Annotated in this window: 24 protein-coding genes; 11 read left to right on the top strand and 13 right to left on the bottom strand. The window is 49.0% G+C overall.

Annotated features, from left to right (window positions below):
* Positions 1 to 109: 109 nt before the first annotated feature.
* From EL268_RS04405 to EL268_RS04395, 3 genes are read left to right on the top strand one after another with little or no spacing between them, the layout of a single operon-like run.
* On the top strand, positions 110 to 1,210 hold the full coding sequence (locus EL268_RS04405) for a GerAB/ArcD/ProY family transporter (RefSeq protein WP_106656217.1): 1,101 nt from the start codon (positions 110 to 112) through the stop codon (positions 1,208 to 1,210).
* Positions 1,200 to 2,582, top strand: a complete 1,383-nt coding sequence (locus tag EL268_RS04400; RefSeq protein WP_106656216.1) for a spore germination protein — start codon at positions 1,200 to 1,202, stop codon at positions 2,580 to 2,582. Before EL268_RS04405 ends, EL268_RS04400 begins: the two co-directional genes overlap by 11 nt.
* Positions 2,579 to 3,754 carry a Ger(x)C family spore germination protein gene (locus EL268_RS04395; RefSeq protein WP_106656215.1) on the top strand — a complete coding sequence of 392 codons (1,176 nt, stop codon included), beginning with the start codon at positions 2,579 to 2,581 and terminating at the stop codon, positions 3,752 to 3,754. Before EL268_RS04400 ends, EL268_RS04395 begins: the two co-directional genes overlap by 4 nt.
* Positions 3,755 to 3,818: 64 nt before the next feature.
* On the opposite strand, the gene ald is transcribed toward EL268_RS04395, so the two are convergent.
* From ald to EL268_RS04380, 3 genes are all read right to left on the bottom strand, one after another.
* On the bottom strand, positions 3,819 to 4,943 hold the full coding sequence (gene ald / locus EL268_RS04390; protein ID WP_106656214.1) for an alanine dehydrogenase: 1,125 nt from the start codon (positions 4,941 to 4,943) through the stop codon (positions 3,819 to 3,821).
* A gap of 131 nt (positions 4,944 to 5,074) precedes the next feature.
* Positions 5,075 to 6,313 carry a PucR family transcriptional regulator gene (locus EL268_RS04385; protein ID WP_106656213.1) on the bottom strand — a complete coding sequence of 413 codons (1,239 nt, stop codon included), beginning with the start codon at positions 6,311 to 6,313 and terminating at the stop codon, positions 5,075 to 5,077.
* Positions 6,314 to 6,396: 83 nt separating this feature from the next.
* Positions 6,397 to 6,966 carry a helix-turn-helix domain-containing protein gene (locus tag EL268_RS04380; protein ID WP_106656212.1) on the bottom strand — a complete coding sequence of 190 codons (570 nt, stop codon included), beginning with the start codon at positions 6,964 to 6,966 and terminating at the stop codon, positions 6,397 to 6,399.
* Positions 6,967 to 7,191: 225 nt separating this feature from the next.
* Here EL268_RS04380 and EL268_RS04375 point away from each other — a divergent pair, with 225 nt between their 5' ends.
* Both EL268_RS04375 and EL268_RS04370 read left to right on the top strand, forming a co-directional pair.
* Complete coding sequence (locus EL268_RS04375) at positions 7,192 to 8,493, top strand: MFS transporter (RefSeq protein ID WP_106656211.1); 1,302 nt, start codon at positions 7,192 to 7,194, stop codon at positions 8,491 to 8,493.
* A gap of 17 nt (positions 8,494 to 8,510) precedes the next feature.
* Positions 8,511 to 9,497, top strand: a complete 987-nt coding sequence (locus tag EL268_RS04370; RefSeq protein WP_106656210.1) for an ornithine cyclodeaminase family protein — start codon at positions 8,511 to 8,513, stop codon at positions 9,495 to 9,497.
* Positions 9,498 to 9,564: 67 nt separating this feature from the next.
* Here EL268_RS04370 and EL268_RS04365 read toward each other — a convergent pair whose 3' ends face one another.
* Positions 9,565 to 9,918 (bottom strand): response regulator, encoded by a 354-nt coding sequence (locus EL268_RS04365; RefSeq protein WP_106656209.1) that lies wholly within the window; start codon positions 9,916 to 9,918, stop codon positions 9,565 to 9,567.
* Between the two features lie 119 nt (positions 9,919 to 10,037).
* Positions 10,038 to 10,229, bottom strand: coding sequence for a hypothetical protein (locus EL268_RS04360; RefSeq protein ID WP_106656302.1), 192 nt, complete (start codon positions 10,227 to 10,229; stop codon positions 10,038 to 10,040).
* 174 nt (positions 10,230 to 10,403) lie between these two features.
* Between EL268_RS04360 and EL268_RS04355 the strand changes: the two genes are divergently transcribed.
* Both EL268_RS04355 and EL268_RS04350 read left to right on the top strand, forming a co-directional pair.
* Positions 10,404 to 11,414: a BMP family ABC transporter substrate-binding protein gene (locus EL268_RS04355; RefSeq protein WP_106656208.1), complete on the top strand. Its 1,011-nt coding sequence runs from the start codon at positions 10,404 to 10,406 to the stop codon at positions 11,412 to 11,414.
* A gap of 5 nt (positions 11,415 to 11,419) precedes the next feature.
* The gene (locus tag EL268_RS04350) at positions 11,420 to 13,240 is read left to right on the top strand and encodes a sensor histidine kinase (protein ID WP_106656207.1); all 1,821 of its coding nucleotides are present in this window, start codon (positions 11,420 to 11,422) and stop codon (positions 13,238 to 13,240) included.
* Here the strand turns inward: EL268_RS04350 and EL268_RS04345 are convergent.
* Both EL268_RS04345 and EL268_RS04340 read right to left on the bottom strand, forming a co-directional pair.
* Positions 13,237 to 14,037 (bottom strand): alpha/beta hydrolase family protein, encoded by an 801-nt coding sequence (locus tag EL268_RS04345; protein ID WP_106656206.1) that lies wholly within the window; start codon positions 14,035 to 14,037, stop codon positions 13,237 to 13,239. The two genes, EL268_RS04350 and EL268_RS04345, sit on opposite strands and share 4 nt — an antisense overlap.
* 5 nt (positions 14,038 to 14,042) lie before the next feature.
* The gene (locus tag EL268_RS04340; RefSeq protein WP_106656205.1) at positions 14,043 to 14,930 is read right to left on the bottom strand and encodes a LysR family transcriptional regulator; all 888 of its coding nucleotides are present in this window, start codon (positions 14,928 to 14,930) and stop codon (positions 14,043 to 14,045) included.
* A 118-nt stretch (positions 14,931 to 15,048) separates the two neighbouring features.
* Here EL268_RS04340 and EL268_RS04335 point away from each other — a divergent pair, with 118 nt between their 5' ends.
* A complete protein-coding gene (locus EL268_RS04335) occupies positions 15,049 to 15,435 on the top strand; it encodes a rhodanese-like domain-containing protein (RefSeq protein WP_106656204.1) in 387 nt (128 codons plus the stop codon).
* Positions 15,436 to 15,488: 53 nt separating this feature from the next.
* Here EL268_RS04335 and EL268_RS04330 read toward each other — a convergent pair whose 3' ends face one another.
* The 5 genes from EL268_RS04330 to EL268_RS04310 all read right to left on the bottom strand — a co-directional run bounded on the left by EL268_RS04330 (position 15,489) and on the right by EL268_RS04310 (position 22,317).
* Complete coding sequence (locus tag EL268_RS04330) at positions 15,489 to 15,902, bottom strand: S1 RNA-binding domain-containing protein (protein ID WP_047073233.1); 414 nt, start codon at positions 15,900 to 15,902, stop codon at positions 15,489 to 15,491.
* Between the two features lie 127 nt (positions 15,903 to 16,029).
* Positions 16,030 to 17,148, bottom strand: coding sequence for an acetate/propionate family kinase (locus EL268_RS04325; RefSeq protein WP_106656301.1), 1,119 nt, complete (start codon positions 17,146 to 17,148; stop codon positions 16,030 to 16,032).
* 64 nt (positions 17,149 to 17,212) lie between these two features.
* On the bottom strand, positions 17,213 to 17,716 hold the full coding sequence (locus EL268_RS04320; protein ID WP_106656203.1) for a VanZ family protein: 504 nt from the start codon (positions 17,714 to 17,716) through the stop codon (positions 17,213 to 17,215).
* Between the two features lie 109 nt (positions 17,717 to 17,825).
* Positions 17,826 to 21,074 (bottom strand): efflux RND transporter permease subunit, encoded by a 3,249-nt coding sequence (locus EL268_RS04315; RefSeq protein ID WP_106656202.1) that lies wholly within the window; start codon positions 21,072 to 21,074, stop codon positions 17,826 to 17,828.
* The gene (locus EL268_RS04310) at positions 21,067 to 22,317 is read right to left on the bottom strand and encodes an efflux RND transporter periplasmic adaptor subunit (RefSeq protein WP_106656201.1); all 1,251 of its coding nucleotides are present in this window, start codon (positions 22,315 to 22,317) and stop codon (positions 21,067 to 21,069) included. The genes EL268_RS04315 and EL268_RS04310 overlap by 8 nt, the downstream gene beginning before the upstream one ends.
* Positions 22,318 to 22,582: 265 nt before the next feature.
* On the opposite strand from EL268_RS04310, the gene EL268_RS04305 reads away from it, so the two are divergent.
* From EL268_RS04305 to EL268_RS04295, 3 genes are all read left to right on the top strand, one after another.
* On the top strand, positions 22,583 to 23,275 hold the full coding sequence (locus EL268_RS04305) for a CoA transferase subunit A (protein ID WP_015893185.1): 693 nt from the start codon (positions 22,583 to 22,585) through the stop codon (positions 23,273 to 23,275).
* Between the two features lie 46 nt (positions 23,276 to 23,321).
* Positions 23,322 to 23,978, top strand: coding sequence for a CoA transferase subunit B (locus EL268_RS04300; RefSeq protein ID WP_048034676.1), 657 nt, complete (start codon positions 23,322 to 23,324; stop codon positions 23,976 to 23,978).
* Positions 23,979 to 24,078: 100 nt separating this feature from the next.
* Positions 24,079 to 24,843 (top strand): alpha/beta hydrolase, encoded by a 765-nt coding sequence (locus EL268_RS04295; RefSeq protein ID WP_106656200.1) that lies wholly within the window; start codon positions 24,079 to 24,081, stop codon positions 24,841 to 24,843.
* Here the strand turns inward: EL268_RS04295 and EL268_RS04290 are convergent.
* Positions 24,821 to 26,035, bottom strand: a complete 1,215-nt coding sequence (locus EL268_RS04290) for an MFS transporter (protein ID WP_106656199.1) — start codon at positions 26,033 to 26,035, stop codon at positions 24,821 to 24,823. The two genes, EL268_RS04295 and EL268_RS04290, sit on opposite strands and share 23 nt — an antisense overlap.
* Positions 26,036 to 26,126 lie beyond the last annotated feature (91 nt).

The following is a 26,126-nucleotide window of genomic DNA, read 5'->3' as shown; positions in this document are numbered from 1 at the left end:
TAGAATACCATACTTTCTCGGGAGGATGTAACCTTTATACCTGATACATATTTCCAAGCAAGCAGGCAAATCCTAACAGCACCACCACGCACAGGGGGACAAGTCTTTCATGAAAGTGGACGGAAAAATCGGGATTGGTCAAGCCATTATGGTGATGATGCTGACGATCGGCATTACGAACCACGTAACCGTCATCCCCCTCTTATTGAGCAAAGCAGGCAGAGATGCTTGGTTAAGCGTGTTGCTTGCAGGTATTCCTTTTTCCTTGTGGGTGTATCTTTTGTTTGTGATCAATCGAAGAATAAAGCAACAAGCATTGTCTGAATGGCTTCAGCAGCGAACAGGAAATATTGTCAGCCATCTCTTGCTCGCTCCGATCATGATCTGCCTGTACCTGATGGCGTTAACCAATCTAATCGATACCCAGACATGGACTACGGTCAACTACCTGCCTCGAACACCCGAGTGGGTGACCGCATTCGCCTTGATGGGATTATGTGTGCTCGCAGCTATCGGGGGAATGACTTCTATAGGAATCACAGCAGGAATCCTTCTGCCTATCGTCGTGCTGCTCGGATTTTTCGTCGCTTTTGGCAATATTCCCAAAAAGGATTATAGTCTTTTACTGCCGCTTTTCCAGAACGGTATTCGTCCTCTGCTGCTTGGGATGCTCTACGTTGGCGGCGGTATTACCGAGCTGTTTCTGCTGCTATTGCTACAGCATCACGTACGCAAGCCACTCCGCCTCGTACACTATTTCGTTATGCTCGGCATTACGCTTCTGTTGACACTCAGTCCGTTGACGGGGGCGATTGCAGAATTCGGACCTGTCGAGTCTGCGCGTCAACGTTTTCCTGCATTTGAACAATGGCGGCTCCTTACCATCGGAAAAGACATCGAAAATATGGAGTTCTTCTCGATTTTCCAGTGGCTCTCTGGCGCTTTTATTCGAATTACCATCTGCTTGCTGCTCCTGGGAGAATTACTCACGATCCGTACCAGAAAACAACGCAAATACACGATCCTGTTTCTCGGGGGGAGCATGATCGCCTTTACCAGCCTCCCGTATAGTGACATGCAGTTCGTTTCCTTCCTGACGCACGTATACTATCCGCTTTACTTCGTCATTATGATCATTGTCTCACTCGCACTCATCCTGATTTCCCTGCGCAAACCATCCAAACAGGAGGGAATTGGCCATGACCCTTGAAGAGGAACTGCGAGCAAAATTCGCGCATTGTGCGGACGTCGTTTTTATGCGTACGGTCACATCTGAAGACCAGCCTGTGTTGATGCTTTATTGCGAAGGACTTGCAGACGTTCGTCACTTACAAGATACGGCATTGCCACAGCTTGAGCGTTTCCTGGCTGAGGGTGATTTGCGCTCCCTGCCCCTCACCCCTCTCTTCACGAATCCAGAGCTGTGGATTGAGCGACTTTTTGCTGGAGATTTGCTGATTTTCATTGGTGACACTCCTCCGTTTGCCTGGGACATCGCCAATCGGCCAGAACGCAGCACGGAAGAAGCCAATACAGAGATTTCGATCAAAGGTCCCCGGGACGGCTTCGTCGAGGATCTTTCCACGAACGTAGCTCTCATTCGCAAGCGTATGCGAACGATTACCCTGGCCTATGAGCCTTTTATTCTCGGAACGCGCTCGCGAACAAGAGTCGGAATGCTGTATATAACAGACGGGGTATCTGTAGATCTGGTAGAGATGATGCGCGAGAGGCTACACAAATGTGCATCAAAAAAAATTGTGAACAGCGCCATTCTGGAAAAAATGCTGAGCGACAACACTCGTTCGCTGTTTCCATTGGTTGATTATACGGGACGTCCTGATTTTGCGATTTACATGCTGCTGCAAGGCAAGGTCATCGTGTTGGTAGACGGTTCGCCCTTGGGCATCGTGGCACCTGTAACCTTGCTGGAACTGATCAAATCTCCTGAAGACGATCAATATCCTGTTACCTATGTATGGCTGGAACGCATGCTGCGCCTGGGGGGATTTTGGATCGCGATCTTTCTGCCTGGCTTCTGGATTGCGCTGACCGCCTATAATGTAGAGCAATTTCCTTTTCAATTACTCGCTACCGTTACACAAGGCAGAAAAGGGCTGCCGTTTTCCGCGCCGATGGAGCTATTTATCATCCTGTTTATTTTTGAGTTTCTTCGCGAGGCAGGTGCCCGTCTGCCCAAAAACGTCGGGCAAACACTGGCACTGGTCGGCGCACTGATTATCGGCGATGCTTCCATTCGTGCTGGGCTGACATCGCCCTCGATGCTGTTTATCGGCTCCCTTACCGTCGTCGCCTCCTTCACACTGGTCAATCAGGCATTAAGCGGAGCCGTTACCGTGGCTCGTTTTGCCGTTTTTTTCCTTTCTGCGACCATCGGCATGTACGGCTTTGTCCTCGCAATGATTGCCATTGTGTACTATTTGTCCACCCTGACCTCATTTGGCAGATCATATATTTTAATGGGTTCTTCCAACTCTGTGTCCACACTGTTCATTGTCATGTTCAAGTCTATGACCAGTTTTCTTCGGACGAGATTGGCTAAGGGTGGCGATAACAAATGAAGGGTATGCGCATTTCTATTGCTTTGCTGCTGTTGGCATCAACTCTTCTTGGCGGCTGCTGGGACCAGAAATCGATTCAGGACCTTCGCTATTTATCTGCGATAGGCATTGATTTCGTCAACAATCAGTATGTTTTATACGCACAGTCCACTGATCTGTCTACGGTCGCAAAGCAGGAGTCATCCACTACGATTCAGTCGCCACCTGCGACCATTTCGATCGGAAAAGGGGAAACACTTCAGTCTGCATTCGACAACCTGCAAAAAAATTCACAGATACCTATATTTCTCGGCTTTGTATCGTCACTCATCTTTCATGAACGCCTCTTGGAAAAGGGCGTTATCACCACCCACGATATTATGAACCGATACGGTCTGATTCGTTATACAAAATGGGTGTTTGCGACACGGGAGCCGATTGACAAAGTGTTAAGTACCCACTCTTTAGTCGGGTTTTCACCGTTGACCTCTCTCCTGCATCAGCCATGGGATGTTTACCAGCAGCGTTCTTTTATTGAGCCGCTGCAATTTTATCGATTTATCTCGATTTTTTGGGAGCCGTCGAACACCTTATTATTGCCAAATCTCACGCTTAACCAGCGTTCCTGGAAAGAACATAACCAATTTATTTCTCGTCTCTCCATTGATGGAGTCCACGCCATCCATCGGGGGCATTGGAAGGGTTACTTCCCAAGTAGGGATTTAATGGGGCTTCGGTGGATGAATCCAGACACGAGATTTGCTGGACTCATTATCAGACAGAACAAAACCCCCAAAGCGACGATGCGCATCGAGCACGTTCAATTGGATATCGTTCCGATTACCACAGAAGAGCATCCTCGTTTTCAGGTAAATGTCCATCTCAAGGGATTTATTCGTGAACTGATGAGTACGGTTACGCCTGCTTTCATTCGAAAAAACTCCGAAGAGCAGGTAGCCGAGCAAATTCGCGGGACGTTTCTAAAAGGAGTCAAAGCAGGAGCTGATCTGTATAGCTTGGAGGAAAGTCTGTTTAAAAAAGACTACCAGGCATGGCGAAAATACGAAATGCGCAAGCGCAATAAGCTCACACCGGATTCGCTTATCCAAATCCAAGTAAATATGTACTTGAGTGATTCCGGAAAAATGAAGATGGATGCACTCAAATACCCTGACCCGCTTAAGCCCGAATAAAATGAAAAAACTGCTTGCCTCAAGCTCGGGCAAGCAGTTTCTTCTCTATGCTTATAAGATCAACCTAGTTTTTCACCAGCAAAACTCCTTCGATAGAAGCATACGGCAAGTTATGAGCATCAGCTACAGCCTTGTAAGCTACTTTGCCGTCGATGACGTTTACGCCTTTTGCCAATGCTTTGTTGTCACGAATCGCTTGTGCGTAGCCTTTGTTCGCCAATTGTACCGCGTAAGGAACGGTTACGTTGGTCAGGGCCAATGTAGATGTACGAGCGACTGCACCAGGCATGTTGGCTACAGCGTAGTGAATCACACCGTGCTTCTCATAGGTTGGCTTGTCATGCGTCGTGATGCGGTCAACGGTTTCAATCGATCCGCCTTGGTCAATCGCTACGTCTACGATCACAGAACCAGGTGACATCTCTTTTACCATGTCTTCTGTTACCAGACGTGGAGCACGAGCACCTGGAATGAGTACAGCGCCTACCAGCAAATCTGCTTTTTTCACAGCGTTTGCGATGTTGAAGGAATTGGACATCAGCGTTTGAACGCGGCCTTGGAACAAGTCATCCAGTTGGCGCAGACGGTCTGCGTTTACATCGATAATCGCTACATTTGCACCCAGTCCAAGCGCCATTTTCGCTGCGTTTGTTCCTACGATCCCGCCGCCGATTACGACTACCTCGCCTTTTGGTACGCCTGGTACGCCACCGAGTAGAACGCCTTTTCCACCGTATTGCTTTTCCAAGAATTGTGCGCCGATTTGAACGGACATGCGGCCTGCTACTTCAGACATCGGCATCAGCAGAGGCAGAGCTCCATTGTCGAGCTGGATGGTTTCGTAAGCGATTGCAATCACTTTTTTATCGATCAATTCACGAGTCAATTCAGGCTCTGGTGCGAGATGCAAATAAGTGAACAGAATCAGACCCTCGCGGAAATATCCGTATTCAGCAGGGAGTGGTTCTTTTACTTTCATTACCATGTCAGATGCCCATGCCTCTGCTGCTGTTTCTACGATCTCAGCGCCTACTGCCTTGTAATCTTCATTCGTAAAACCACTGCCTTGCCCTGCACTTGTTTCTACACGAACCGAATGTCCGTTTTGTACCAAAGCAGCTACACCTGCTGGGGTAATGGCAACGCGGTTCTCATTATTTTTAATTTCTTTTGGAATTCCAACGATCATGATAAGTATGTCCTCCTTGGAAACGCCAATTTCTTTGCGGTTACTATTATTGTACAGCGTATCTTCGGGCATACTCCTTGGAGATTCCTTTAATTTTAGCGTCTTTTCATTTGTGAAAATTCACAAACAAACTACTGTTCCCCATCTAATTTGGCTATTTTCAACTCTAAATATAAGGCAGCCCGCTGATTCATATTGTCGAGGTCGACACGCATGATCTCCTCAATTCGTCTCAGTCGGTAGCTCAGCGTATTGATGTGGATATGCAGGCGTTCTGCTGTCTTGTTGACCTTGCCAGCGGCATCCAAAAAAGTCTCCAATGTCGTCAAGAGCGTAGTCTGGTTGTCGCGATCGTACTGTCTGAGCTTTTCCAGCCGTTCATTCTGATAGCCCTGCTCCTCTTCCCACTGCTTCAGTTGTAGTAAATAGCGATAAATCCCAAGCTCGTGGTACCCGTGAATCCCCTCATTTTCCTGCGGGAACAGCTTCTTGATCTTGAGCGCATGCAGCGCTTCCCTGTAGCTTTTCACAATATCCGTATAAGACTTGTAATCTCTCCCGTACCCGGCACTCACCTGGCGTCCTTCCGTGACATGTGCTTCGAGCTTGCCGAGCGAGTCGGAGAGGAACTGTTCCACCTTGCGAATGAGTACGTCACTCTTGTCCTTTTTCGCATCGGACAGACCAATCAATAAGACAATTTGCGAACCGTCGACAACCCAGTGCAGCTTGTCACGCATTAATAACGGATACAAGTACTGATCCAGACGCGCTCCTGCCGCTTCAATAATACAGATTAAATAAGAGGTCGGAAGCTGCATCTGCAAGGTGTCCGCTTTTTGGCGAATGGTAGCCTCACTGCTGTGATTCCCCAGCAACAGCTCCCACAGAAATTCCTTGCGTCGCTGCTCCTCCGCCTTGCGTTTTCCCTGCCGCTGGATGAGACGCGAGACGGCTACGCGTGCTGCCTGACGAAGAATTTCATCATCTTCCTGGGTAATCGGTCGATTCACCTCTTGTGCCCAAATGTAACCGAGCACGTCGCTCCCTCTGCGAATGGCAATCGCCACACGCTTCCCCAAGCCGATTTCGTCCTTGGCCGGGATGTGTACAGGGTCGTCCTGTGTTAACAGCTCCTGGAATACGCCGTCCTTCCAGAGGCGCGTCAGCACTTTTTCCGGTACCCGTCGCCCCATGATGGTAGACCAGCGCGCCTCATCTGTGCTTTCTCCGTGTGAGCTGTAAGCAATCAGTTTGTGATCGGCATCTTCAACCGTGATCGGATTTTGCAAAAGTTCTCCAATGACATCAGCTAATTCATCGATATCAGCATGCTGATACTGTTGAAAATAGTTAGGCTCTACGGGCACACTTTCACCTCTTTACCGCTCTTTTCTACGCGTTCCTTTATTATATAGTAGAAAACATGACTTCGCTAAACGCTCTGTCTCAATTAATAAGAAGCGGTCGGAATCATGTCGCTGTCATGCGAATTGACACAAAGGAATCTGGTGACCTCGCCTGTACGGTTCACCCAGTTGTGCGGGACGGATGAATCCATGTGAATGCTGTCTCCTGGGAACAAATCATGCTCCTCTTCCCCCAGCAAAAGAGTCAGCACACCCTCGAGGACGTAAACAAATTCTTGACCCTTGTGCACAAAAGGCGTGCCTTTTTCTCCATGCGGTGAAAGCGTAACGAGAATCGGTACCAGCGACGGATTCGCCAAATGACCGGACAGGTCCTCATACACAAAAGGCGTACGCTGAAGCTGGGATCGCTCTTTCCTTGCCCTGCGTACCTGCCCATTCCCTCCACTCGACTCACCCGAAAAGAAATAGCCCGGGCTTACTCCCAAGGCTTCCGAAATTTTTTTCAATGACTCCAACGTAATTGAAGACTTCCCACGCTCTACTTGGGACAAAAAGCTGATCGACAGCTGTGTTTTTTCCGCGATTTGTTTAAGTGTCTTCTTTTTGCCGACACGAAGCGATTTGATTAATACACCAATGGTAGGTTCCATTTGCATACCTCGCCGTAAAAAGGATAGGTCTATCATACTCTTTCCTGAAAAAAGTTGTAAAGTTAGCATAAGTATCAGTTTTTACTATTGCTACAAATTATATTGCATTTTATAATCTTTATTATTATCAGATATGTAATCGCTTTATCCCTGAAAATTGAAGTGCTACTTCATTCATAAATTGAAGTGACACTTCAATATTTACCGACAAAGGAGGATTACCCGATGGCATTACAAACACAGGCGGTCGTTTCCAAAAAGGTTCAAAACAAAGCATTGGTCGCGAGCCTGATTGGCAGCTCTATTGAGTGGTTTGACTTTTTTCTGTATGGAACCATGGCATCGCTCGTCTTCAACAAGCTATTCTTTCCTTCTTCTGACCCAACTGTAGGCTTACTGCTCTCTTATCTCTCATTTGGTCTTCCCTTTTTCATCCGGCCATTGGGTGGCGTGATCTTCAGTCATATCGGGGACAAAATCGGTCGTAAAAAGACGCTGGTCTTGACGTTGTCGCTGATGGGAGGCGCTACCGTCTTGATCGGTTTGCTGCCTGATTACAATGCCATTGGCATCTGGGCTCCGATTCTTCTCGTGCTGATGCGCTTGATTCAAGGCTTGGGGATCGGCGGTGAATGGGGAGGTGCATTGCTTCTCGCCGTAGAGTACTCCGGCAAAGGCAGACGCGGCTTTTTTGGAAGTATCCCGCAAATGGGTGTAACGATCGGCATGCTGCTCGGTACGTTGGCCATTTCTTTGATGAGTGCGCTTCCCGATGAGCAATTCATGTCTTGGGGCTGGCGAATTCCGTTTCTGTTGAGTGCAGCACTTGTCTTTTTAGGACTCTGGATTCGCAATGGCATCGATGAAACGCCAGCTTTTCAGGAAGCAAAAAAGACGGGGAACATTGCAAAAGTTCCCATCGTAGATACATTTCGCTATCACTGGAAAGCTGTTCTGATTGCCGTAGGAGCCAAAGTGGTAGAAACGGCGCCGTTCTATATTTTCTCGACGTTTATTATTGCCTACGCGACGAACTACTTGGGCTACGACCGAATAACGGTACTCAATGCCGTGACGATCGCCACATTAGTGACAACCATCGCCATTCCGTACATGGGCATGCTGTCAGATAAAGTAGGCAGAAAGCCATTGTATATCGCGGGAACTGTAGCCATGATGCTGTTTGCATTCCCGTACTTTTATATGCTGTCATTAAAATCTGCTCTGTGGCTTACCGTCGCTACTGTCATCGGGCTCGGGATTCTCTGGGCTCCAGTCACAGCTGTATTGGGTACGATGTTCTCCGAGATTTTCAGTACGAATGTACGCTATACTGGGGTAACGGTTGGCTACCAGCTCGGTGCTGCTTTGGCGGGCGGTACTGCTCCGCTGATCGCTACTGCCTTGTTAAGCTCTTTTAACTCCTGGATGCCAATTGCTTTGTACATCGTAGTTTCCGGGGTTATTTCTCTCATTGCGGTTTCTGCTACGAAGGAAACAAAGGATTTGGATTTGGACGAATCCTGATGGAAAGGAAGAATGAGATGCTCGCATTAAGCCGTGAAAACATTGCACAAATCTACACGATGAAAGATTGCTTGGAGGATGTGGAGCACGTATTCCGTGAGCATATGCTGGGAAACGTCACCACCCCTGTTCGCACTGCTATTGACCATCCGAAATACGGAGCAACCAGTCTATACATGCCGTCCTATTTGGAAACGGACGATTACGTAGCGGTAAAAATCATCAGCATTTTCCCGGAGAATCACAAGCACGATATCAAAGCACTCCAAAGCGTGATCGTATTGACCGAAGCAAAAACGGGACAGCATGTGGCGATGATGGACGCGAGCCTGTTGACGATTATGCGCACAGGTGCAAGCAGTGGCGTTGCAACCAAATACTTGGCAAAAGAAAATGCGCAAAGCTGCGCTGTATTAGGATGCGGGGCACAATCGATCGGACAGATTCAAGCCGTCATGGAAGTCCGTCCGCTGACAAACATTTATCTCTATAACCGTACGCGTGAGAAAGCAGACGAAATGAAACAAACACTGCTCTCCCTCTACCCGGAGTGGCAAGGCGAAATCACGGTTATGGATGATGCCAATGAAGCGGTTGCGAACGCCGAAATCGTAATTTGCAGCACCAAGGCTACCAGCCCATTGTTTGATGGAACACGCTTGCGTCCCGGCACGCATATCAATGCCATCGGCGCTTTTCTTCCCCATATGCAGGAGGTTGACTTGACTACTGTACAAAACAGCAAAGTCGTGGTCGATACGCTGGAGGGAGCCCGGCACGAAGCAGGCGATCTGCTCATTCCGATTGAACGCGGCGAATGGAGCTTTGATCAGATGCACGCTGAGCTGGGAGACATTCTGATTGGGAAAAAGCCCGGCCGAGAAAACGATGAAGAAATCACGCTGTACAAATCGGTGGGTGTTGCCTATTTGGACACAGCCGTTGCCAAAACGGTCTATGAACGTGCGAAAGCAAACGGCATTGGGACAGAAATCAGCTTGTAAATCTTGTCTTATAGAAAAAATAGCCGCCTTCCCACCTGGGATTTGGCGGCTGTTTGCTTTTTCCTGTTTACAAAAGTCGTGCGATTGCATCGAGAATCTGCTCTTTTTGAAAAGGCTTCACGACGAAATCACTCGCTCCTGTTTTCATCGCTTCCAGCACCTTCTGCCGGTGCCCGATTGCCGAGCAGATCAAAATTTTGGCATCACGGTCAAAGTCCAAGATGTGACGCATGGCTTCAATCCCGTGCATGTGCGGCATGGTAATATCCATGGTGACAATATCTGGCTTGAGCTCCTTGTACTTTTCAATCGCCTCCAAACCATTGCTCGCTTCTCCACAAACTTCATGTTGTTCGCCTAACATATCCGTCAGCACTCTTCTCGTGAAGGCTGCGTCATCTACAATCAGCAATCGGGCCATGCAGTCTTATCCCCTCGCATCTCGCTTGCTATTCTACTTCCTACTTTTGCAGAAATCGCAAGCCTTGTCCACGAGAGAAAATGACTTCTTTTGTCGAATAGCGCGAAATCCGATCGGCATTATGAAATAAATCCGATTCGCTCGCTGCTCTCTTTCGAATCGCTGTCGCTGGCGGGTTCGGCTGTCCCGCTAGACGCCAGAGGGCTGTTTGGTTTCGGGTGTGGAGTGGTCTCTCCAATCTCCGGTCGGTCGACCTGTGTTACCTCATCAGGAATATGAATCTGGGGGATTTCCACTATATCGTTTTCCATCGCGTGTACGCCTCCCTTCTGTTCCCTCTTGGCAGGGGGATATGTTCTCCATATGATTAGCCTGTCCGTATCCCTTTTTTCCATGCACAACCTTCAGAGAACCGATATAATAGGCATGACGTGTATCTATATTTTCAAATGGATTATGCTTTTTTTTCTATGGAGGAATCCCGCATGCCAAAGCTGCTGCCATTTCCCGTCTTATTTACCGGTTTGGTAGTCGGGCTGCTTCTGCTCATTACCAGTCAATTCGTTACAAGCATGAAGCATCTCGATAAAGTCATAAATAAAAGCAGCCATTCTTCTGACAAAGTACGTGTCGCCCTATTGCTGGAGGGCCCCACTTATGATCAGGGCTGGAACAGCAGTGCACTGGAGAGTATGACAGAACTGCAAAAAAGATTTAACTTTTCACTCGAAATCGCTAATAATATAAAACCGGAGCAGATCACGAAGGTGGCTGAGAAATATGCAGCCAACGACTATGATCTCATACTTGGTCATGGCCTCATCTTCTCTGATCCTTTTACAGACGTGGCGCTTCGCTATCCGAAATCACACTTTGTTTCCTTTAACGGAGAGGCTCCGCATCCGAATCAGACGACGATTCGTTACGATATGAAGCCTGCTGGCAAGCTCGTCGGTATCCTAGCCGCTAAAATGACGAAATCGGATAAAGTCGGATACATCATGGTAGACAAGCCCACAGAGCTCCTTCAAGTAGAAGGTTTTATTGAAGGAGTGAAAAAGGAATCGCCCAAAACCTCTATCGTTGTGGGAAAGGTTCCTGATTTCAATGATATTGAGGGGGCCATTCACACAACTCGCGACATGATTTCACAAGGTGTGGATGTCATCTACACCACAGGCGACAGCTTCAATCTCGAAGTGATTACAGAAGCGCAGCGCGCAGGAGTATTCACCATCGGATATATTGCCGATCAGCGCTACATCGCACCAGACTATGTGCTGGCCTCCATGACGCAGGATGTTCGTCAGTGCTACCGCATCATCATGGAACAGTTTATTCAAGGGGATCTCCCCAATGGAAAAGTCATGTACGGACTTGCCGAAGGAGTCAACCAGCTCAGTCAATTTGGACACATGGTGCCAGATGATGTACGTGAAGATTTAGAACGGGAACTGCAAAATCTCATTCCTTCCCGTGGCTCGTATGGAGGTTAATCAGCATGCCCCTTTTCAGCAATCTCGGATTTCAGAAAAAAATCATGCTCAGCTATCTCGTAATGATGCTTCTCATCGGTTGCGTAACGACCTTGTTCAGCTATCAAATGACCAAGGTCACCTCTGATGAAGTGTATTTGACGCAAAACCTCTTACCGCAAACGAGTGCCTTACTGGAAGTCAAAAACCAGATATACACCAAGACCTATGCGTTGAACATGTATACATCGACACGGGACGAATCTTACCTGGATCAGTACTATACAAATCTGATCGATACAGCTCGCTTTTCCTCGCTTCCCAAAACCGAGGCGAACAGTGGCTTGTTTACCATCATTGAATCGATATCAAAACTGGACTTTATTTTTTTGAACAAAATCAATCCGTTGCTGCAAGCAGGGAATGTTCCAGCCGTCAGCTATGTCCTTACCAATGAAGTACAGCCATTGCTCGACCGGTTGGAACGAGATCTGTCTTTTTCACTCAATCAGCTGGAGTATCAGACGAATAAAGAGTTTCAGAATTCGAATGAGAGCATCAAAGTTTCGTTAATCCTGACGTATTCCGTTTCCGTAGCCTCTATCTTGTTTGGGCTATTCTGTACGTTTTACTTCCGCAATGAGCTGTTGCGACCGATCCAGTCTCTGATGCAGCAAGCGCGTGAAGTGTCGAAAGGAACATTCGGCCAACAAATCGTTTATACCCATCAAGATGAATTCCTTGAGTTGGCGCAGGAGTTCAACAAAATGTCGAGCAGCATCGCCAATCTATTCGCACAAGATGAAAGGCAACGGCAAATTTTGACCGAAGAAAAAAACATCCGGGAGCAAATCTTAAACTCTCTGCCTGTTGGGATTATTACCCGCTCCCATTCGACAGTCGGTCTTCATGTAAACCAGTTGGCGCAGCATTTGGTCAAGCTCGACGATCACGGCTACCCCGTGTCCAAGGATTCCTTTGAAGCACCCACATGCAATGAGCCGACTCCCTGGTTCGTCAATCGCAAAATGACCTTGTACAAAAAAGATGACACACCATTCATTGCCCTGGTCTCCTACATTCCTTTGCACAATCATCACCACGATCAGGAAACCGGGTGGATGGTCGCTTTCTTGGACATTACGGAGCAGGAACAAATTCAAGAGTACTTGAATCAATCCGAGAAGCTGGCCATGGTCGGTCAGCTGGCAGCGGGAGCCGCTCATGAAATTCGCAATCCGCTAACGGTCATCTACGGCTTTATTCAGCTATTGGAACAGCGTTTATCGAATCAAGAGCGCGATTTGTATTACTTGCCCTTAATCTTGCAGGAAATTGAACGGGTCAACCGCATCGTGACGGAGTTGTTGATGCTCTCCAAACCGTCCAAGCCCGATTATCGCGAGGTTGCGCTAGCTGGTGTCATTCATTCGATCCTTCCCTTGATGAAGGCCGAGGCCATGCTCCATGGGATTGAAATCGTAGACCGCTGTGATCCGAGCATTCGCATTCACGTCGATGTCGAGCAATTAAAGCAAATCCTGTTAAATTTAATGAAAAACAGCATTGAAGCCATGAAAGACGGCGGCGTTCTCTCCATTGAAAGCCGCCTGGATGATCAAGCTCTCCATATTCATGTCAGAGACACGGGAGAAGGTATTTCCCAGGAGTATCTGGTGCGTATATTCGATCCGTTCTTCTCCTTAAAAGAGGATGGGACAGGACTGGGGCTGCCAATTTCGCGGCGAATGGTCGAAAACCACGGTGGGGAGCTACACGTGAACAGCAAGCTGGGGAAAGGAACGGAAATCATCATCTCACTGCCGCTTACCCCAAAAGAAGATTAGGCTTTCGCATCCAGCCAAGCGAACATCTTGCGCGTATACATCTCTATATCTTCCCCGACAAACAGATGGCTGGCCCCTTGCGCCAGCCATTTTTCATACGGTTTGCCAGCCCGCGTCAGCGCATCTGCCAATTTATGAGCATGCTCCACTCCCACATTTTCATCTTCGGTTCCATGGATGATCAGCACAGGGCAAGAAATCTCGTCTATCCGATACAAAGGCGTCCGATCACGGTAGGCATCCTCCTGCTTACGCGGATGACCGATGATTCTGCGCAGCATCCTTCTCAGATCAACTCGCTCCTCATAGGTCAAAAACATGTCGCTGACGCCACTCCATACGACGCAAGACAGCACGCCCTTGCACTCCATTGCGGCAAACAAGGCCATGACACCACCGCGTGAAAAGCCGTAGACGCTGATTCGCCCCTTGTCCACCTTCTCCATGCTGCGGAGCATTTCAAATGCGGCAAACACATCATGCCTGTCTGCCCCACCGAATTCATCACGGCCCTCTCCGCCTTCGTTGCCACGGTAATGAGGAGCGAGGATCACGTAGCCAAAAGCAGCCATCTGACTGATTCTCTCGGGTCTGACGCGTCCCACTCCTTTTATCCCTCCTCGGCAGTACAGGAGAGCCGGCAGACATGCTCCCTCCTGAAAATATGCCTCTGGTACAGCCAATGCAGCTTTTACCAGCAAGTCTTGACTGTAGTAGCTGACGGTATAAAGCCGCACTCCCGGATAGACGGTCTCCTCAGGTGTACATGCGACAAATGGTGAAATATCTAGCTGCATCCTGCTCACGATTCCTCTCTCTGTGATCTCGTAATCGTATCCACAAGCGTCACCATCGAAGGTGATAGCCATTTCTTTTTATGATAGACAAGCTGAATGGAAAACGGCGGCTTATCCGACTGAAATGGGATAGCTGTGAGCACCCCTTCTGCGAGCTCTCTCTTGACCGCCATGGGCGGCAGCAAAGCCACCCCCAAGCCACAGCGTACACACTGCTTGATCGCTTCCGGATTGCTGAACTGACAGGCGATTCGCTGAGCCATCCCAGCCTCTCCAAAGGCCTCCAGCAGCATCCCCCGATACGTACAGCCTTCTTCGGTCAATACAAGCGGCTCTCCGCCCAAATCATGGACAGTGAGTGCAGTTGCTGTTGTAAAACGATGTGCGGGTGGCATGACGATCACCAATTCTTCCTCGCGAATGACGTGGGTGACTAACTCAGGGTCTGTACAAGGGCGATCGAAAATGATCCCGAAATCGAGATAACCATCCCTGATCTGTTGCACAATTTCTGCTTCCCCCGCCGTCCGCAATACCAAATCAACCTGAGGGTATTGCTGACAAAAAGCCTGCAAATACGGCGGCAGAAAGAACGCCGCCAGTGTATCGATCGTTCCAATCGCAATCGGACCTGTCGTCTGTTGCTTGATCACTTCTTTAGATTCCCCATACAGACGAATCAATTCCCGAGCGTACGGCAGCAAGGCTTCACCTGCTTGCGTCAGTCGCAGCTTGCGTCCGTATCTTTCAAATAGCGGGGCTCCATACGACTGCTCCAGCTTTTGCATTTGGGCCGTTACCGTCGGTTGAGCATAGCCCAGTTCTTCTGCTGCCCGTGTAAAGCTCCCATACCGGGCTACTTCGCGAAAAGTATGTAAATAGACCAGATCCATCCCGCTTCCTCCCATAGAAATCAGTAATGATCCTTATTAAATAGTATAGATAACTGTGATGATTGCTTCAATGCTATGCTTTGTACATCACCATCACAAGTAACGAGGAGGATTGGATATGTCCCATGTTTTGCAAACACCCGCCGCGTCACCTGAAGTAGCCCGCACTCATTTTCTCGACAAGCTTTCTCTCGAGACAGATGTAGCTGATGTATGGAATGACATCCAAAACCGTGTGGAAGGCTTCTACATCCTGGATGCTCGCAGCGAGAAAGCGTATCGGGATGGTCACGTTCCCGGTGCTCTGAATCTCCCCCATTCGCTTATTTCCACTGAAACGACGGCTGCTCTGGACCCGACCAAGCTCCTGGTCGTCTACTGCTGGGGGCCGAACTGCAACGGTGCTGCAAAGGCTTGCGCGAAACTAGCTGCTCTCGGCTTTCGAGTGAAAGAAATGCTCGGAGGGATTGAATACTGGGAAAAAGAGGGGAATCCTCTCGAATAGGAAACGCAAAAAAGGACGGGAGCTGATCCCGTCCTTCTTAGTTATCGCAAGGCTTAGTAGCCGCGTTTTGCGTTCTTTTTGTTGATTGTCGCAAGGTTCTCTTCGCTGTGCTTCAACCATTTTTTCATTTTGTCTTCGAAAGAAGCTCCGCTATCTCGTTTTGCATTCCCTCCGCGGTCGCCTCCACGATATCCACCGCCACGGCGCTCTTCACGTTCCGGACGCTCAGGCGCTGGGAGTGCTGCGCGAACCGAAAGCGAGATTTTACCTGCATCATCAATGGAGAGTACTTTTACCTTTACTTGTGCTCCCACGGTAAAGTGATCATTGATATCCTTAACAAAACCGTTTGCTACTTGGGAAATGTGGACCAGCCCCTGCTCCGTTTCGCTGACTGCTACGAACATCCCAAACGGTTTAATCGCTGTCACTTTTCCTTCGATGATGCTTCCCACTTGTACTGCCATCCAGTTTGCACTCCTTTTATTTTTTCAGAAAAATGGTGAGAACCTCAAACCAGAAGCCTCATTCTCTTAGTATAGCAGAGAAATTCCAATACTGAAAAGCCTATTCTTTCTAGGTGCACACTCCAGGCTAGTTATGTCCCAGTTCGAATGCATCCATTGCCATTACAAGTTCTTCATTTGTCGGGATTACCATGACTTTTACCGGAGAGTATTTGGTGCTGATGAATGCCTCACCTTTGCTGGTGCGGTTTACCTCACGATCCAGGTTTACCCCGGCAAATTCCAGACCAGAGCACACCAAATCACGCACGGCAGCACTATTCTCTCCAACACCTGCCGTAAAGATAATGCCGTCGACTCCATTCAGTCGAGCAAGGTACAGTCCCACATGCTTATGCAGAATGGTAGTAAATAATTCCAGGGCAAGTTTGCTGCGGAGATGTCCCTCTTCTGCTTTTTTCATAACGTCGCGCAAATCATTGGATACACCTGATACGCCCATGAGACCGCTCTTGTTATTCAGAATCTTAATAGCGCCAGCCGTATCGGTCTTTTCGATTTCTTCAATATACGGGATGATACCTGGATCAATGTTTCCGCTGCGCGTACCCATGGACAAACCAGCCAACGGTGTCATACCCATCGACGTATCATACGATTCACCATTTCGGATCGCTGTGATACTTACTCCGCTTCCGATGTGGCAGCTGATCAGGCGAAGCTGCTCTTTCGGGCGACCCATCATTTCTGCTGCACGACCCATTACATAGCGGTGAGACGTTCCATGGAAACCGTATTTGCGAATTCCGTATTGTTCGTAGTATTCATAAGGCAGTGCGTACAAATAAGAGGATGGTGGCATGGTTTGGTGGAATGCTGTATCGAAAACAGCGACGTGATTTAAATCAGGAAACAGACTTTGAGCAACTTCAATCCCGGTCAGGTTAATGGGGTTATGAAGCGGGGCGAAACGGGACAGGCTGCGAATTTCGTCTTTTACTTGGTCATTGATAATAACGGACTGCTTAAATGCTTCCCCTCCGTGGACAACACGATGGGAAACGATATCTATCGAATATTGTTTGAGGGATTCAAACACTCCCCGAATAGTATCTTCATATTGGTCCCGCTGAATTTGCTCCAAATAATCATGCGCGATCAATGTTTTGGAAGGCATTTCATACAGCTTGTACTTCACCGAAGAACTTCCGCAGTTCAGTACAAGGACATTCTTTTTTTCTACCACGATATAATCCACTCTCCAATCATTCATTCACAGCCTTCTCTCCTTCATAGGATGGATAGGCTCCCTACATTTTATAACGATATGCTCTTCGTGAATACAGGTAATTGAGAGCAATTATCAACAACATGGTGACAGATCCAGATGCATCGAGCAAAACATCCTGCACCATTCCAGTTCGATCCGGTGTAAACGTCTGGTGCCATTCATCCAAAACAGCCGTCATCACACTGCAAAAAGCGCTCCAGGGCAGTGCTTGCCCGAATGAGAGATGCTGCGAAAACACGCGATACCAGCTAAAAGCCAAGAGAGCAAAAACAGTAAAGTGTGTCCCTTTCCGTAACAAGAACTCAATAAAACCAGCCGCTCCCTTTTCTTCCAAGCTCACATCCTTGCCTCCATAAGGAATCGATATGTCGCCTATACGGTCCTGCAAGCTCTGTTCATCCACTAGCTTGTCTATCGTCCCTCGCATGTCTTGCTTGGCGTATGGCTGTGAAGAAGAAATGAACAACCCGAGCAGAATGGCAATCAAAAGCAAGTAATCCCATACTTTTCGATATCGACGCACGTGTTTGCTACCCCCTGCTTTCGATTCTCTTTCCTATCTTACCATGACGCATACCTGGTTAGTCGGTTACAGCTACGTGAACGATTGAAACAGAAAAACGCCAACCTGTTTAGCGGTTGGCGTCATGTGTAGAAGAAGAAAGAGGCAGGAAGTCCTCTTGTACAGGCACATACTCCCGGGAATCATGGTTCGCGGCTTCAGCTTGCCCTGTTTTTTGTGAGCGGGCCTGTTCCCGTTTTCTTTCTTTGATATCGCGGCGACGCACTTGGTTGTTTTCCCACCAAATCCGCAAATGACGTGCGAGAATCGGCAAGGACATCTCAGAATGGGCAGCCTGTCTTTGCACAGCTGCATATTGCATGCCAGGAAGAAGTGCCATTGAAGCAAAAGCCCCCATTAGAATGCCAAACAACAATACGCTGGCAAAGGACGCAAACGAGTCATTCCCAGTACCCAAGCCCCCAGCTAACGGAAGGCTGGCTAACGCGAGCGCCAAATACATCCCTGCTTGATTGACCATGGTGCGTTTGGCCCCCAGCTTGATACCGTCCCAAACACGCTCCTGTTCGGCTTGGGCCTTGTACAGCTCATCCACCGCAAGAAGTGCCTGCAAAACGATAACGGCAATGGCAGCAACCATTCCATAGAAGCTCATAACGTTCATGGGTCGATCCAACCACAGCAATCCCAGCGCAAATCCTCCAGACAAGACTGGCAAGAGAATGAGGACAAATAATCCATCGCGTGTTCTGCGTTGCAAAAGCAGGCTCATGATAAGTACGAGGGCAGCCAGACTGCCAATCGTCAAGAACCGGCTGCTCCAATCAACCTTGTTGAGCTTTTTCTCCTCCAATTTCTTCAGCTCATCGTCGTTATATACCGTATAGCCTTCGGGCATCGTCACCTTTTCTTGCATGGAATATGGTATGATGTAAGACCACAACTCAATTCGACTTGGGTCTGAGACGGCACTGCTTACCTTGAAAACATACAGTCCGTCTTCCCGTTGATAAATGGGCGGCTCGCTGCCGATCGACCAATCTACCAGCTCAGATAGTCGCACCGTACCTTGTGAGGTTCGAATCAAAATATTTTTCACTTGATCCGGATAGTCCATCCACCCGTCAGGGAATCGGACGTGGATAGGTACCTGACGCTCATTCCAATAGACACTGCCAGCTGTTTTCTCTCCCAAATAGCTCTCCAGCTGTCTCTTGATCTCCTCTTGCGTAATCCGGTAGCGTGCCAGCATCTCTTGTTTCGGACGAATGTCGATAAAGGTCCCCTCTGCACCCGGACCGATTCGTTCATCTGTTACCAGCTCTCGCCCCTCTTTATCCTTTGCACTCTGTTTTTCCATGAATGCCAGGACTTCATTGGCAATGTTCTGCGTCGTTTGCAGGGATGGCCCCATGATCGTCAAGACGAGACGCGTTGCCTTATCTGTATTAATGACCAGCGCAAACGGGTCTGTCTGAGGAATATCTCGCAGCTCTTTGTCCAGTACTTTTTCCAGCTCTGAGACTGATTGTGTCCAATCGTATTTGTCCACGAGCTTTAGTTGAAAGCTCAGATTTTCTTCGGAGGCAATCGTATAGACATCTCGGACTTCGTCAATGGCGAGCAAACGCTCCTCGGCTATTTGTGCTGCCCGCATGGCCTCATCGATGCTGCTTCCCTGCACCATTGGCAATGAAAGCGACTTGTCCCCATAATCAAGCTTGGCGTACGGATCTACAAGAATAAACGACTTGAGCAAAAAGACAAAGACAAGCGAGGCAACCAGTGTGATTCCATAAGGCAAATAGCCTTGTTCCACCAATCTCTCCCAGCGATCTTGAAAATAACTTGTCACTTTATTGGAGGCCCGTGGTGTTTTCTTCTCTACTCGTTCGGAAGCTTCCAGCCACGTTCCTGTCAGTACTGGCGTGATCAATCCATAGATAAGAATAAGAGCTAACGTCCCCAGCAAAAGAACTGGCCAAGCATCGTACAAGACAACCTTATCTTCTGCCTTGAGGAAATCAGTGAAAACGACACCTGTCCAACAGGCTGCCACTACCACAACCGTGAGCAAAAACGGCTTCATCAAACCCCACGCCACTTGCAAGCAACGAACAAACGAATACGAGGGCAATCGAGAAAACTGATGAAACAACGCAGAGCCCGCTCCTGTGAACAATAGCGAAAACAGCACGAGTGGTCCAAGCGTGGAGAGCGTCAATGGGATTCCCCAAAGCCACATGCCTCCAAGTATACTGCCGACCGCAAGTACGTTTGCCAAAAGCGCGAGTACAGCCCCTGCCCATTGTTTGCGGGTCAGGTACAAAAAGAGCGAACAGATGACAGCGGTTAGAGCAGCCAGTGCTCCAAGCTGTCTCAACGCAGCCGTGATGGTCTGCGCATCGTCACGGAACAAATCGAGGCGGTACTTGCCGCCTGAAGCCTGATTCAACTCTCCAACCGCTTCCTTTACTTGCTTGCTGATTACAGGCAACTGCCCGACATCTGCTGCGTACACCGTGATTCCTAATGCAGGCGAGCCTCGATACATCCCGATTTGTTCGCCTTTGCTCCCGCGTCGATCACGGAGATCAGCCAACGTATTTAGTGGCACGTATCCTTTATCGGTGGAGATCAAGTGCTTCCCCAGATCTTGCAGCCCTTCCGATTTACTCGTCCATTGAATCATGGTTCGATCCTTATCCGCTCCAACAGAGCCTACCTCTTCCCCAACCACATCTGTCGGCAGTTGTGACAGAACATCAGCAGGTGTGAGCCCGTAGGCGAGTAGCATAGACGGTCGGAAAATGATATCTACCTGCTCCTTCAAGGCTTGCTTGTCCATTTCGATGCGAGCGATTCCTGGCAGATTGATCAGTTTGTCGTAGACGATATTTTGGGCAACGTCAGACAAAGTCTGCAAGTCCGTGCCGTACAGGACATAAAAGCCAATTTTGCTATCTGCCAGATTGCTTTGACTGACGCTCCATTCCTGCACGGGCAGCTGCTTCGTGATTTCTCCCAGCTTCTTTTCCAACCGTTCCTTGTAATCCGAACCGATTTGTTCCGATGTTTTTACAGTAATAACCGCCGACCCCGTCCGAGATTCGGAAGCAATCGTAAGCACACTGCCCAATGAACGTACCGATTCCTCTACTTTTCTCGCGACCGATTCGTCTACTTCCGCAGAGGAGTGTTTGGGTGCTGAGAGACTGATTGTATATTCAGGTACAGACCGATCCGGAAAAGTCTTGATATCCAGCCCGAACCAAGCTCCTGCCGCAAGCAGACAGCAAATGACCGCCAGGATGCGGGCGAAGGAGGGGACAATCGATAAAAATGTCTTGTTATTCATCCGCCACCTTCACCGCCTCACCATCCACTACATACGACAAGCCTGCAGCAACAATCTGGTCACCAGGCACGAGACCTTCCACTACCTCATAGAAGGTTCCTTGCAATGCCCCCACTTTGACAAACGTCTTTTCCACTGAATTTTCATTGATTTTCATAACGTAATATTCTTCATCAGAGACACCGATGCTGCTAACAGGAACAAGCGCAACCTTTGACGCTGGCAGCGGGTACTGACAAGTGACAGTCATGCCACCCTTCCATGCTACATTCTTGCCGTCTACGGTCACCTCGACTGGATAAGACCCCAAGCTGGCATCCACAACAGGTGAGACAAACGTCACTTTTCCTTCTGCTTCACTGCCGTCCGGAGCTTTCACCTTTACCACTTTACCTGCCTGCCAATGGGCGATTTGCTCCCTTTCTACCTGCAGCTTGACAAGCCAGGAGCTCGTATCGACCATCCGAATGACCTCTGTCCCTGGTCCAGCTTGCTCCGATTCTGTCTTGGAGATCGCTGCAACCACACCTGTAAACGGAGCTTTGATCACCGCATCAGCCGCTTCCTGCTTCGCCCGGCTCAATTGAACGTTGGCCTGCTGGACACTTGCATTCGCTTCTTCGATATCCAGTGGATCGGCGCCCTTCAGCAGGTTGTTGTACGCCACTTGTTCTTCTTCCAGACTCAGCTCGGTCTGTCGCAGTGCCGATGCGAGCTTGTCTTTTTCATCTTTCGAGATGGCTCCATTCGCATACAGAACCTCCGCTTTGGTGAGCTCATCGCGAGCTTTTTGCATCTGTTCTCTCGCTTTTTCTACCTGCAGCTTCTGGGTCTGCACCTCATGACTCTCCGGTCCCTTGGCGGCCTTTTCCCGCTTGATCGCAGCACTTGCCACCTGTCCTTGGGCTGCATGAATCCCTTGCTGCAAGGCTGTTCCATCTAATGTCGCCAACGTCTGCCCCGCCTTGACAGTGGCTCCTTTTTCAACGAGAATGCCTGAAATTTTGCCCGAGGCGCCAAACGATAAAGCCAGCTCCTGACGCGGTGCCACTACACCTGCCACTTCCATCAGCCGCTCATTCTGGCCATTCTCCACCGTATACGCACTTACTGTTTTCACCGTGATGACAGTATCTTCTTCTTTCGTTCGTTTCAGACCTTCAACACCCTCATTTAGCTTTTCGCACCCGACGAGCAGCAGGACCACAACCGTGAGACTTATCCATTTATTCGTATTTTTCATTCCTGCAACCCCACATTTCTCACTGAATCTTCCTATACTGACAAAGAAACAACAAATATTGACAAAATATATTTTACAGAAAAAAATGGTATAGTTGTACTACTTTTCTGTCATTTTACATTATTTTTTATAATCCAAATGTCTCGTCACTTGTTTGTAACTCGTATCTAGTATGATAGAAGGGCAGGGAAACGGGGCAACTGCATCGCCCCTATTGTTAGCGCTTACACAAATCCTTTATTTTTTCATGCTGGGAGTGATCGTCATGGCCAAAATTTACACTTCTTACACGGACATCGTGGCTGATATTCACGATGGTGCCACTTTATTAGTGGGCGGCTTCGGACTGGTAGGAATTCCGGAGAATCTGATTATCGCCCTGCGGGACAAAGCAGTGAAAAACTTGACAGTCGTCTCAAATAACTGCGGGGTAGATGATTGGGGACTCGGTCTCCTTTTACGTGAAAAGCAAATCAAAAAAATGGTCTCCTCTTATGTGGGAGAAAATAAGGAATTCGAACGTCAATTTTTGTCCGGTGAGCTCGAAGTCGAGTTGACGCCACAAGGGACGCTGGCGGAGAGAATTCGCGCAGGCGGAGCTGGCATTCCGGCATTCTATACCCCAGCTGGAGTCGGCACACCTATCGCTGAAGGACGGGAAACGCGCGATTTCGCAGGGAAAGAGTACCTGCTTGAGTATGGCATTACGGGTGATTTCGCACTGATCAAGGCGTGGAAGGCTGACAAGATGGGCAATCTCGTCTTCCGTAAAACAGCCCAAAACTTCAATCCGATGATGGCAGCAGCCGGAAAAATCACCATCGTCGAGGTGGAAGAAATCGTAGAGACAGGTGAACTGGACCCTGAGCATATTCACACACCAAGTGTCTATGTGCAACGTGTGATACAGGCACCTTCGTTCGAAAAACGCATCGAACGACGCACTGTCCGCTCGTAAGCAAAAAAAGAGAGAACCGGATTACATTCAAGGGAGGAAAACACAGATGTCGCTTACACGTGAGCAAATCGCCACTCGTGCCGCCGGGGAAATAGAAGATGGCTTTTACGTAAACTTGGGGATTGGAATGCCCACGCTCGTCGCCAACTACATCCCGGAAGGAAAAACGGTCGTTCTGCAATCGGAAAACGGCTTGCTCGGAATTGGCCCTTACCCGACGGAGGAAAACCTCGATCCTGATCTGATCAACGCCGGAAAAGAAACCGTTACGGCTATTCCAGGTGCGGCCTACTTCTCCAGTGCTGAATCGTTTGCGATGATTCGCGGCGGCCATATCGACCTCGCTATTTTGGGGGCGATGGAGGTTTCGGCTGCGGGTGATCTCGCAAACTGGATGATTCCTGGCAAAATGGTCAAGGGCATGGGCGGTGCCATGGATCTCGTCCACGGCGCGAAAAAAATCGTCGTCATCATGGATCATGTCAACAAGCATGGTGAGACAAAAATCTTGAATGAATGTGCTCTGCCACTTACCGGCAAGAAGGTTGTAAACCGTATCATTACGGACAGAGCTGTCATGGACGTGACACCAGACGGGCTCGTCCTCGTCGAAGTAGCAGAAGGCTATACAGCGGAAGATATCCAAGCCTGCACGCAACCTACGCTACTTATCTCTCCAGAACTGAAAACCATTGGACTGTAACCTATTTTTCAGGAACAGAACCCCGTTAGTGAATAGCCGACTTCATCGCAGCTGCGTGAAGTCGCTTTTTCTTTCCTTTTTTTGCTTGGTGTGGGCACACTTGCGCGGTCGCCTCCTCCTCACCTTTTCGTATATAATATGGATGATCCATCAAATTTCCCAGTATCTGAGAGGAAGAGATTCCATGTCAGGAACAGTCGGTTGCTTACTCATCCATGGATTTGCCGGAGACATCAACGATATACTCCCACTCGCCAAAAAGCTCCGCGAGGCTGGCTATCAAGTGGAATGCCCTACCTTGGAGGGACATGGGACTACTCGTCGTCACATGGCAAAAAGCACCCGCCACGACTGGCTACGCTCGGCAGAAGAAGGCTACAAGCGACTGTCCATGCGCGCTGACACCATCGTGGTAATCGGATTTTCCATGGGGGGACTGCTCGCCTTTCACTTGACGACGAAATACCCCGTCGCCCTGCTGATTACCATCAACACCCCTTATAAATATTGGGATGTCAAAGAGGCGATGCACTATTTGCGTGAAGATTTCTCCACCCACTCCAAACGCTACATACATGGCATCGGCAGAATCCCTTTTAGCAGCATGCTGCAATTTCGCAGGCTGTTGGCAGAAACGAAGCCGCTTTTGCCTCAAATTACGACCCCTTACGTCCTGCTGCAAGCAAGGCGAGACGATACTGTACACGCCGTGAGCGCACAAATACTCGCAACCAGCGTGGACGAAGCTGCCTCCCCGCAAATCACCTGGTACGAGCATTCGAACCATATGCTGCTGCACGGTCCTGACAAGGAGGCAGCCATTGCTCACGTCATGACAACTATTAAGAAGCGCTTTCCATCTTGATCCGCTTTGGTCGCCACAGCCATACAAGACCAACCAGCAGCAAGATCATCGCTATTCCGATGTACATCGGCCCCAGACCTACGTGTTCATCCAGCCAGAAAGCAAGGAGCGGCCCCAACGCCGCGCCAAGATCACTCATGACTGAATACTGTGTCATTACCACTTGGCTGTTGTCCTGTCTCGCAGCTTCATCTGCCGCAAGGGTATCCAGCACGGTCGTGATAATCGTCGCGGTCAGCTGGATGCCGAATAAAATCGCAAACCATAGCACAAGCGAAGACGTTGTCTGCAACGAGGCAAACAGAACGGAGGCGACTAGCAACGTCCCGATAAATAGATTCGTCCGGCCATGCCTGTCCGACAATTTCCCTACAAACGGGGCAGCCCACGGCTCCCACCCCCAGCGAATGGCTTGGATTACACTAGCAATCACCGCTGCCCCCAGCACGACTCCGCCAATCATGATAAGCGGTTCGCGTACTTCGATCACTCTGCTTAGCGTGGAGGTAAACACCCCCTGGTACACCATCGTGACGAGCAATGCCGTCGCCATCGTCATCAGCACCTGCGCCTGATTCCACAAGCGTTTTCCTGTATCCATGTGCTTCACGTCTGTCGGATGCTGACTGGTAAAGGAAGGGCGTATATAGCGAAAAACAAGAATGAATGCAAACAAAGAAGGCACCGCAAGTACGATGGAGGCAACAGAAAGCCCGTACCAAGAGGCCAGCAGCGCTCCGACCAGCATGCCGCCAAGACTGCCCAATCGATACAGTCCGTTGTACAAGCCCATGAGCTGCCCGCGATTGTGCCCTTCGGAAACGGTCACGATCAAGGAATACGCACCCAGCCTTAAAAATGTCCAAGCCACTCCCCATAAGCATCGCATCATAAGCCACAGCCAAAAGCCTTCCAAGCTGTACGAAAGTGTCGTCAGAAAAGCCAACGCCACTGCCACAATCAAACCCATTCGTCCGCCCGAGCGCTCATACCATTTTCCAACAAGAGGGCCGAGTGGTACACGGATGAAGCGGTTCACTGCAAGCAATACCCCCACTTCCCATAGTGATGTTAATCCCGCCTCCTTCCAGAAAAGAGGAAGCACCACATACAGCATCGAATCTCCTATCATGCATAATGCTGTCACCAGTGCGACTGCCACGACTTGTGTCTTTCCACTGACTTCTCTCATCTCCTGATCCTTCTCTCTACTCGTTTTCTTTCTTTCTGAGCTATACCTTACGCGCAATCACTCATCATTTCTAATACATCTTTATCTATCA

This window comes from Brevibacillus brevis, assembly GCF_900637055.1.
In the GTDB taxonomy this organism is placed as follows: Bacteria; Bacillota; Bacilli; order Brevibacillales; family Brevibacillaceae; genus Brevibacillus; species Brevibacillus brevis.
The sequence above is the reverse complement of the archived record's forward strand: the minus strand, read 5'-3'. Positions and strand labels throughout refer to the sequence as shown.

Coding starts and splice junctions, on each gene's coding strand:
- EL268_RS04335 (WP_106656204.1), top strand. CDS start 15,049: ATGTCCCATGTTTTGCAAACACCCGCCGCGTCACCTGAAGTAGCCCGC.
- EL268_RS04365 (WP_106656209.1), bottom strand. CDS start 9,918: ATGGCCCGATTGCTGATTGTAGATGACGCAGCCTTCACGAGAAGAGTG.
- EL268_RS04395 (WP_106656215.1), top strand. CDS start 2,579: ATGAAGGGTATGCGCATTTCTATTGCTTTGCTGCTGTTGGCATCAACT.
- EL268_RS04300 (WP_048034676.1), top strand. CDS start 23,322: ATGTCGCTTACACGTGAGCAAATCGCCACTCGTGCCGCCGGGGAAATA.
- EL268_RS04305 (WP_015893185.1), top strand. CDS start 22,583: ATGGCCAAAATTTACACTTCTTACACGGACATCGTGGCTGATATTCAC.
- EL268_RS04340 (WP_106656205.1), bottom strand. CDS start 14,930: ATGGATCTGGTCTATTTACATACTTTTCGCGAAGTAGCCCGGTATGGG.
- EL268_RS04345 (WP_106656206.1), bottom strand. CDS start 14,037: ATGCAGCTAGATATTTCACCATTTGTCGCATGTACACCTGAGGAGACC.
- EL268_RS04400 (WP_106656216.1), top strand. CDS start 1,200: ATGACCCTTGAAGAGGAACTGCGAGCAAAATTCGCGCATTGTGCGGAC.
- ald (WP_106656214.1), bottom strand. CDS start 4,943: ATGATCGTTGGAATTCCAAAAGAAATTAAAAATAATGAGAACCGCGTT.
- EL268_RS04315 (WP_106656202.1), bottom strand. CDS start 21,074: ATGAATAACAAGACATTTTTATCGATTGTCCCCTCCTTCGCCCGCATC.
- EL268_RS04360 (WP_106656302.1), bottom strand. CDS start 10,229: ATGGAAAACGATATAGTGGAAATCCCCCAGATTCATATTCCTGATGAG.
- EL268_RS04290 (WP_106656199.1), bottom strand. CDS start 26,035: ATGAGAGAAGTCAGTGGAAAGACACAAGTCGTGGCAGTCGCACTGGTG.
- EL268_RS04375 (WP_106656211.1), top strand. CDS start 7,192: ATGGCATTACAAACACAGGCGGTCGTTTCCAAAAAGGTTCAAAACAAA.
- EL268_RS04330 (WP_047073233.1), bottom strand. CDS start 15,902: ATGGCAGTACAAGTGGGAAGCATCATCGAAGGAAAAGTGACAGCGATT.
- EL268_RS04370 (WP_106656210.1), top strand. CDS start 8,511: ATGCTCGCATTAAGCCGTGAAAACATTGCACAAATCTACACGATGAAA.
- EL268_RS04405 (WP_106656217.1), top strand. CDS start 110: ATGAAAGTGGACGGAAAAATCGGGATTGGTCAAGCCATTATGGTGATG.
- EL268_RS04355 (WP_106656208.1), top strand. CDS start 10,404: ATGCCAAAGCTGCTGCCATTTCCCGTCTTATTTACCGGTTTGGTAGTC.
- EL268_RS04310 (WP_106656201.1), bottom strand. CDS start 22,317: ATGAAAAATACGAATAAATGGATAAGTCTCACGGTTGTGGTCCTGCTG.
- EL268_RS04350 (WP_106656207.1), top strand. CDS start 11,420: ATGCCCCTTTTCAGCAATCTCGGATTTCAGAAAAAAATCATGCTCAGC.
- EL268_RS04380 (WP_106656212.1), bottom strand. CDS start 6,966: ATGGAACCTACCATTGGTGTATTAATCAAATCGCTTCGTGTCGGCAAA.